Below are 9702 nucleotides of genomic sequence, written 5' to 3'. Positions count from 1 at the left end.
CGATTGGACATGACTCCGCAAACAATCAGCAAAATGCAACTTTCCAACATCACAAACGCACTGTGAGGGTATATACGCCATGAATCTATTTTTCGGACAGATTACGGAGGGGGTCGTATGAGTATCAAAAGTAAAAGGAAACTACTAGGGCTCCTAATCCCCCTTATTGCCTTGTACGGTTGTAATGGCTCCGGTGGCGGTAGTGGTGACGGAAACATTGATCCTGGTATCGAGCAACCAACCCCTAAGCCCAAGCCCGGCGAGAAACCCAATCCTGAAACGGACTTTATTTCTGCCGAGTGGCATTTCGACCACGGACAAAGCGATCTTGTCGCGGCTGCCAAAGTAGCTGGCTACTATGCTGTTGCCAATGCCTCGTCAACAGACATCGAAATTCGGAATATCTCACAGTCCGTCTTGCACACAATTACCGCCGATAAGATCAATGATATCCTGAAAGATACAGATCTGGTCAGTAACACACTTTGCGGAATGACCTTTACTCCATCAGGCCGATTCTTATATCTCGCGTTGTGCAACAAGGGAAGCGGAGAAGACGGTATTGTCGCTTTCAACCTCAACACGCAGAAGCTTTCCCTATATGAACGACTGTCATTGAATTCGGGTACCGACACGGCCTTACCGCATTATGGTATGACATACTTCAGATCGAGCTTATATGTCGGTAGCGATCAAGGCATCTATCGTATTGAAGCCGCTAAGAACAGCGTTTTCAGTGGCGGACCACAATCTCCTACAGAGCTGATTGCATCGCCTTTGCCGGTCAAAGACATCGCCCTGGATATGATCGGGGAAAATCTATACGCCCTGACCGAAGAGGTTGTCTATCGACTTCCTTACAACGGCCAGACTATGACCAAAGTTTACCAGGAAGCTAACCTTTCCAGGATCGGGTTCAGTCGCGTCTTCGGACGCGATTCGCTGTCCGGGCTATACCTTACAAAGGACTCTGGCGACGGCTCGGAGATCCTGTATGTTCCTGAGCAGGAAGCTAGAAGCTCAGACTCGCTCTCACCGCAGCCATTATTTTCCAGTGACAGCCAATTACTGGACTTAGCCACCACACCCGACGGCAAGCTGTTTTACTCCAACGGCGACCCTTATACCCTGTTAGACAAGCATGACGATAAAATGCCGTACAAGGAATGGCTGCAGGATGAACTGAACCAATACGTTTCGGCAATAAAGAGCGTGGTTGCTTCAGGTACTTTCAAAACCACCAACAGTTACTCACCCGATGGTTTTCTTCATAGAAAGATCCAGGCATTAGGAACGTCAGCAAATACGACCCCTATTGCCGATACGGTTGGATGGGCAATTTATCTGTTGCTTGCAGCCGACAAGGTCAATAACGATAACCAGATTGAGACACTGATTGAGCAGTTAATTGAACGTCATGCGGGCCTGATGTCCGACAACCTCGGCGGACTGAAAACATATGACGGTCACTTTGTGCGTAACTACGTTACAAGTGGCCAGCCTAACATGGCTGAAAACCCTGGGCCTCAGCCACAGCTCTATACCAGCATGAAATTCTTACCGGCTGTTATCAAGGCGGCAGAACAGTATCCTGACAACGACAAAATCGCGCAGGCCAAAAAATATCTGCAGCAAATCTTTGTTCGCTCTAGCGATACGATTCGCGCACGTCAGGGCGTAACCTGGCAAAATGATGACTTCGGGCCGCTAAAGAATGACAATGGCATGGCGAACGAAACCTGGATTTATGGTGATCTGGGTGCCGCTCAGGATCCGTTAGCTAGCTATAACTATGACAAGTATGTCTACGACCGAGATAATTTCGATTATGACGACTGGGTAAAAGGTGAACCTGTCATCAAACGCTCCCATTCCGCATTTATTGTAATGGGCGGAACATTAATCTTGGAACACCATTTCGATGATGCTGGCTGGAAGCAGCAGAATAACAACTATTACGCTATCACCCAGGCCGAAACTGACGATTTGGGGTCACCGTATTTTGCTGCCTTTTCGGCAGGCAACAGTCCTAACCAAACTGGGAAATATTACAATGACGGCCCATCGGATCACCCCGATGATATTCTGCATTTTCCTGCCCTACTCGGTTTTGGCCAGCACGGAAAACAAGGAGCCATGGTTGGTGGCTACTTCGCCTACCGTGATGGTTTGCGGCAGAAGATGACCAATGGCTCGCCAGAGGGTGCTGAAATTAGCATGCTAACCCGATGGTCGATGAGCATTGACTACGACATGAACTCAATTGGCATTGCTGATTTCTGGTTTGGCGCCATTGGCTTGGCAGAAACCATCCGCCCAGGCACGACAAAGGAACTTCGCAATACTTTCTATCGCCCCAAAACTACATCGATAAAAGATACAGAAGGCAATCAGGTTGCCCTTTTCTCTGCCCTGACGCCGCGTCATGTATATGGGGTAAGGAAAGATAAGACCAAGCAATCATTCGGATTCCAGCGTTCACCATTTACAGTGCCAGGCACTGAACAATTCGAAAGATTTGAAGCTGTCGATCCAGAGGGCGACTGGATTGAGTTGGATGATTTGGTCAGCACCTTAGAAGGCAGAGAACGCATTTTCTCTAATCCGGATTTCGAAAGCAGCTTAGATGGCTGGCAGTATTACGGAAACTCTAGTGCGGAAATCACCACCAGTATTAACGGACAGGGTGCCAAAGTGTATTCATCAACTGCCGGTGAATCCATTTTAACCCAGGCCGTCAAGCAACCAATCGCTTTGGACGGGAGTGAATACAAGGTATCTGCCTATATTCGCCCTGAACAGGTAACCACTGCAAAGGCTTACATCCGGGTTTACTGGTCTGAAGAAGGTAATCGCAACTTGCCTTTAGGTAGTACAACTATCAGCCAAAAGGTTACATCAGGCGAACCAGGGCAACTGGTATCAGTGAGCACTATTAAGCCTGCCGGAGCAAGCCAACTTCACATCGAATACGTTGTCGATGGTGTTGGTGGTGTTGATGGACAGTCATTCATGTTTGACAACACCTCACTGCAACTGTTCGGCGCACTTGAGAGCATCAATAACGGAAACTTCGAGAGTAGCGATGGCACCGGAAACTGGACCTTCTCCCATAAACAGGTAAGCATCACAAATGATCCTGCAAAGGTGCCGGAAGGCAGTCAGGCACTTCAATTTGAACTGAAGGGCCACTCTTCATGGCGAAAAGCCGAAACCAAAGTTGATGTTTCAGGCGATGCTGACGGAACACGATATATCTACAAAATGACGTTAGGTGAACATGCTATTGCCGACGATACTGAGTTCGACATAGATGTTGATGTCTTTCCTAAATCAGAGGATGAATCAACCGCGAAGGCAACCAGACCTGCTGTTGCCGCCGTCGAAAATGATTCACCTGATGAACTGGCATTTGTTATGCGAAAACGCCCGGGAGACAAAGAGTTTCATATCACGCTAAAGATGCGTCAAAGCAAAGACAATAGCGAGAGCGATCGCGTTGTAATTGACAACCTCAGGGTCTATAAACAGCGTATCTTCAATGCAGACCTATGCGACAGAGTCAACTCACCGACTGGTTGCAGAAGTTCGAACTAAACTGTTAGTAAGTTATAAAGGAGGGGCGGAACACGCCCCTTCAAATTAATCAGGTACCGACAGTCGTGACTGCCTACTTAACCAACCTTACCATTTCCCCCTACGCGAGTTGAACAACAAGATACCAGACATGAAATGGAAAGAGTTAAGGCCCTGCACTGTATGCCGAAAGACAAAGTAAAACACGTTTTTAACGCACTGATGTAACGTTTCGACGAAAGCGTCAAAGTTTACGTTAAAGTCTAGCAGTATAATGGAACTAAATTTTTGACTCCGTCAGATACCTTTTGTTCAAGCCTTAGCATTCCGCGGCTCGACAAACAAAAATAAATCTTTGATTTTAAAGGAGTTTGGTTGATCACCCAATGCTTTACGGTTGAGCATCGAAACAGGTTTCAGGTAACTGACACGAAATAGCATTAGCGAAATAATACTTGTTCGGTTCAACGAGCCGAAACATTGAAAAACTAGATAATCGTCCAAATCATCAATGAAACAGCCCCTTACATTGCACTCCAGTGCGCACCAGGTATAAAAAAGTGTGATCTGAGTACGCGTACAATGACCAGGGGTTTGACAGTGCATGGTGCTTTGAATACTATCAGTTGAAACGTTTCTACAAGAACAAATAGTTTAGCAAGAGAATCCCTATGGCCCAGGTAAAGCTGCAAAACATAAACAAGGTATACAAGAATGGTTTCCATGCCGTTCATGATATTTGCTTAGATATTAAAGATGGTGAGTTTATGGTTTTGGTCGGCCCTTCAGGCTGCGCCAAGTCAACCACCCTGAGAATGATGGCAGGCCTAGAGAGCGTCAGCAGTGGCCAGCTAATTATTGGTGATAAAGTTTGTAACGATGCACCGCCAAAAGATCGCGGTATTGCAATGGTATTCCAAAACTATGCGCTCTACCCGCATATGACGGTTAAGCAGAATTTGGCTTTCGGCCTGGAAACAGCAAGAAAGCCCAAAGCCGAAATTGAAAAACGTGTTAAAGAAGCCGCTGAGATACTCGAAATATCCGAACTGCTGACCCGTAAACCTGGCCAGCTATCAGGCGGACAGTGCCAGCGTGTTGCTCTAGGTAGGGCAATGGTTCGCAAACCGGAAGTATTTCTCTTCGATGAGCCATTATCGAACTTAGATGCCAAGCTTCGCGTATCGATGCGTATGCGTATCAGCCGCTTGCACGAGCAGCTAAAACAAAGTGACCGACCAGCCACTATGGTTTATGTCACCCACGATCAAGTAGAAGCATTGACCATGGGAGATCGAATTTGCGTGCTCAATAAAGGCAAGATCATGCAGGTCGATACACCGATGAATGTTTACCATAATCCTAAAAATAAATTCGTTGCAGAATTTATTGGCTCACCATCCATGAACATGATGACTGCAAAAGTTATAAACCATGATGGTGAAATAAAGCTTCAAGTTAAAGACAAAACTCTTAACCTTCCATTAAATGAGTCCAAGCTTGAAATCGTTAAAAAATGGGAAAATATAGAAATTGACCTAGGACTGAGACCTGAACATATTTCAATCACCAACAGTGATGGCGACATGCAAGCCTTTATCACGGATGTTGAAGAAATGGGTTCAGAATCATTTGTTTATTTTGATTTGATTGGAAAGCAGCTTATCTGCAAACAAACAGAACTCTCAACCAAGATTAATAAGAACGAAGTCCAGTCCATTAAATTCAATATGGAAAAATGTCATCTCTTTGATAAAGAGACAGGTGAAAACATTTTATTGCTTAATTGATTTCTTAAATATTATTTATTAGATAAACACGGAAAATAGTTTATATGAACTTCTCGCTTTCTGAATCCAGTCATGTCATGACAAATGGCCACCTGACGATGACATTTAACGAGCATAATATTCTACAGGCTATCAAAGCCAACAGTGTTATGTTTAACTTATATGAGCCAACTGAATTTGAACTAGCGCTATCAAATATTTACCTACGCGTAAAACAAGATAATACGATTTCTTATACGCCGCTGATGTCTTATAACAGCGATATGCGTACATTCCGTACTGCTGACGGACTCGTTGGCTGGGAAACAACCACAGCTCAGTTCCGTGCTCGTGTCACGGCATCTCTTGCAACAGACAACAACACTATCTACTACACTGCCGATATCGAAAACCTGCAGTCTGAAGATATCACGTTTGACCTGATCTTCGGTCAGGATATCGCATTGGCCGACGAGGGTGCAGTCAAGAGCAACGAGTGCTATGTCAGCCAATACCTTGATCATCAGGTATTTTCTGATGACACCTATGGCTATGTTGTTTGCTCTCGCCAGAACCTACCTCAAAGCAGCGGCAACCCTTGTTCTCAGATTGGTGCATTTTCTAAAGTCGTTGGCTTTTCAACAGATGGCTACCAGTTCTTCGGCAAAAACTACCGTTTCGACAACAAGCCTACAGCATTAAGCCAGCCAGACCTTGAAAATGTAAAGTTTCAATTTGAGATGGGCTATGTTGCCCTGCAAACAGAAGAAACAACACTAAGCCGCGGCGAAACAAGCCAGACCGTGTTCTACATGGACTACCAGGATCACCTGGCTGACTCGAATGTTTCTGAGGCTGGCTCAGTTGATCTTTTAATCAATGCTTACCAAGCGCCTTTAGAAGCTGTTGAAAGCGAGGTAGCCCTACCCTCGTTCCTGCTCAATGCCGATGCAACCTTGTCAGGTGAAGCACTGTCATCTGACGAGATCGATGCTTTCTTCGGCAAAACAAAGCGCTTTGAAGAGCACAAGAACGATGAGCTGCTTTCATTTTTCTACAGCAAAGAAGCGGGCGAAAGCCGCTATGTAACCCTGCCAGCTAAAGAGCGCCATCTGGAACGTTCTACCGGCCACATGATCTCCTCTGGCAACAACCAGGACTTCAACAATGCGGTGATGAGCTCGACTCACGGCATGTACGGTGTATTCAACTCACATGTTGTTCTTGGTAATACCTCGTTCAATAAACTCATTGGCGTAGATCGCACTTCATTGAACTTGTACAAATTCAGTGGCCAGCGCATCTGGGTATTAGATAATGGTGAATACCGTGTCCTGACGATGCCTTCGGCCTATGAAAGCAGTGCGAACTTCTCGCGCTGGATCTACAAGTACCAGCAAGGCTATATCCAGGTAACCAGCTTCAGTGCCCAGAACGCGCCGACTATTCAGCTGGATATTGAGTTGATTAACCTGGACCAGCCGCTTGAGATCAGTGTTACCAGCCAGCTGATCATGGGCAACAACGAAAAAGACAGCAATGTTACAGTCGCGCGTGAAAGCCGCTATATCCATGTTACCGGCGATAATGCACTGGTTGCGGGCACCCACCCTGAGCTGACCTATACCTGGCTTGCCGCTCCTGAACTCGATGAGCTGTCAGTTATCAAGTCAGGCGAGTCTGTTCGCTACATGTTGCTGAAGGGCAGCGTGCGCAAGAAAGCCAGCATCACTATTACTGGCGCATTAGATGCCCAGTCAATGAAAAAGCCGAAAGTACTGGACTTTGCAACCGAAACCAAGCTCTATCAGAAGTCACAGAATAAGCTTATCAACAACTTCACCGTGGAGTTTGAGAACGATCGTTACAACTCTCAGAAGCTAAACGATACAATTCAATGGTTTACCCATAATGCGCTAGTTCACTACAGTACGCCTCATGGCCTTGAGCAATATTCAGGTGCGGCCTGGGGAACACGTGATGTATCACAGGGACCATTCGAGCTCTTCATGTCTATGCAGCACTTCGATAAAGCTGCCGAGTTACTTAAGAACATCTACAGCCACCAGCATATCGAAACAGGCACCTGGCCGCAGTGGTTCATGTTTGATAAGTACAGCAAAATCCAGCAAGAAGACTGCCACGGTGATATCGTTGTATGGCCACTGAAAGCCATTGCCGACTACATCACGACAACCGGTGACCTGTCTATTCTTGACCAGTCTGTGCCTTATACCAGCATCGAAGACAGTTTCGAGTTTACCAAGGAAAGCTACACCCTGTTCGCCCATATCGAGCGTCAAGTTAAGCACATCATTGACAACTTGATTCCGGGAACTCACCTCTCTTGCTACGGTGACGGTGACTGGGATGATACCCTGCAGCCAGCCAACCAGGCGCTGCGCGAAAACATGGTAAGTGGCTGGACAATCCCACTAACTCTGCAGGCGATGAAGACACTGAGCAGTGCACTAAATGGTGCCGAAGCTTACGCTGAATTTGTTGCTCAGATTCAAGATCTGACGGAGAAAATGGAAGCCGACTATCACCGTTTCCTTATCAAAGACGGCGTTATTGCAGGTTTCATCCATTTCCCAGACAAAGATGTCGATCAGGTTGAATATCTGCTGCACCCATCAGACAAGAAAACAGGCATTAACTACCGTCTGTTGCCAGCTTCCCGCTCAATCATTTCCGAAACGTTTGACAAGGAAATGGCAGAAGCGCATATGAACATCATCCAGGAAAAACTGGTATACCCAGACGGTGTTCGCCTGATGGAGAAAATGGCCGAATATAATGCTGGCAAGCAAAGCTACTTCAAGCGTGCCGAACTGGCTGCTAACCTTGGCCGTGAAGTTGGTCTGCAATACTGCCACGCCCACATTCGCTTTATCGAAGCGCTGTGTAAAATGGGTAAAGCCGACGATGTATTCGACAACCTGTACAAGATTGTGCCAGTAGGCATCCAAAAATCTGTTCCAAATGCCGATGTTCGTCAGTCAAATGCTTATTTCTCAAGCTCAGACGGTAAATTTAACGACCGCTACGAAGCCTACGACAATTTCGACAAACTAAAGTCGGGTGAAGTTGAGGTTAAGGGTGGCTGGAGAATCTACTCAAGTGGACCAGGTATTTATATCAACCAGCTTATCAGCAGTGTGTTGGGCATCCGTTATCAAAATGAAGCTTTGGTGCTCGATCCGATTATTGCCAAGTCCCTTGGCAAGGTAACCCTGAACTTCAGCCTGTACGATAAGCCGTGCCAGTTGGTGATCCACCCTGAGGAAGGCTGTCACACACCTAAGCGTGTCGAGCTGAATGACTGTGCTCTGGCATTGACTGAACTGTCAAACGCTTACCGAACCGGTGGGGTTCTGGTTGAAAAGTACCAGTTAATCAACCTGTTAGGAGATAACTTGAACAAGCTGGAGATCTGGCTGTAATACCCCAAGCCTTCTGCCTAACCCGTTAGTGAGCATATATAGGCAGAAGGCTTTTCACCCGGGGAGCTTTGAACTAATTATGACCAATAATCTTTTGTGGCTAGCCATGGTTATAGTTGATAGAATCGTTTTACCAACTCAACTATAATCGTATTGTTGCATTTTGAATCGTTCCATTGTGAACGACCTGAAATAAAGTAGTTAAACGTAACATATAGTCCAGGGGGAGAATTCAGTAGTTATGAGGCCTACTATTAAAGATGTCGCGAGAGAAGCAAAAGTTTCTATTTCGACGGTATCTTATGCTGTAAACAACAGTGATCGCATAAGCGAGAAAACACGCCAACACGTCCTAGAAGTTGCTAAGCGGCTTAACTATGCAGCTAACAGCAATGCAAAACGGTTAAGGCAAAAGAACAACGGTGCTATCGGTATTTTCTTCAATTCTTGGTTTGGTCCGATTTATAGCGAGATCGTTCAGGGTATTGAGAAAAAAGTCCATGAAGTGGGCTATGACCTCATCGCATGCAGCGTGTTTGGCGGTGCTGACTCAACGGCCCATAGATACCTTAAAGACAAAATGGTAGACGGAGCGATTATTCTTAGTAACTCTTTCGATGACGAGTTTCTCATTAATACCGCCGACAAGAACCAACCTTTTGTCGTATTGGATCGTGAAATAAAAGCTCCTCATATTTACAGTATCTTGATCGATAACTTTGGTGGTGGCTTCGCAGCGACCAAGGCATTAATCGATACTGGCTGCAAGGAAGTCTATTACTTTGGTGGTCCGGAAGATTCTTACGACAACCAAAAACGTTTAGAAGGCTATATTGCAGCACTGGGTTTCTTTAATATTAAGTTCAGCCAGAAATTCATTATTCACTCAGATTTCACCGAAGCTGGTGCTT

General features: G+C 45.9%; 4 protein-coding genes. All 4 read left to right on the top strand.

Translation table 11 applies throughout. The features are described from left to right. Positions 1-117 precede the first annotated feature (117 nt). Entirely contained in the window at positions 118-3597 is a 3480-nt protein-coding gene (locus MHN01_RS07885) for a carbohydrate binding domain-containing protein (protein WP_239410825.1), read from the top strand. A gap of 650 nt (positions 3598-4247) precedes the next feature. Further along, a complete protein-coding gene (locus MHN01_RS07880; RefSeq protein WP_239410824.1) occupies positions 4248-5366 on the top strand; it encodes an ABC transporter ATP-binding protein in 1119 nt (372 codons plus the stop codon). Between the two features lie 44 nt (positions 5367-5410). Continuing rightward, complete coding sequence (locus MHN01_RS07875; RefSeq protein ID WP_239410823.1) at positions 5411-8791, top strand: GH36-type glycosyl hydrolase domain-containing protein; 3381 nt, start codon at positions 5411-5413, stop codon at positions 8789-8791. Between the two features lie 241 nt (positions 8792-9032). Further along, a partial coding sequence (locus MHN01_RS07870) for a LacI family DNA-binding transcriptional regulator (RefSeq protein ID WP_239410822.1) occupies positions 9033-9702 on the top strand: 670 nt, incomplete at its 3' end.

The sequence above is a fragment of the Photobacterium sp. OFAV2-7 genome (assembly GCF_022347985.1).
Taxonomy (GTDB): domain Bacteria; phylum Pseudomonadota; class Gammaproteobacteria; order Enterobacterales; family Vibrionaceae; genus Photobacterium.
This window is presented reverse-complemented; position numbering and strand designations above follow the sequence as displayed.

Coding starts and splice junctions, on each gene's coding strand:
- MHN01_RS07885 (WP_239410825.1), top strand. CDS start 118: ATGAGTATCAAAAGTAAAAGGAAACTACTAGGGCTCCTAATCCCCCTT.
- MHN01_RS07880 (WP_239410824.1), top strand. CDS start 4,248: ATGGCCCAGGTAAAGCTGCAAAACATAAACAAGGTATACAAGAATGGT.
- MHN01_RS07875 (WP_239410823.1), top strand. CDS start 5,411: ATGAACTTCTCGCTTTCTGAATCCAGTCATGTCATGACAAATGGCCAC.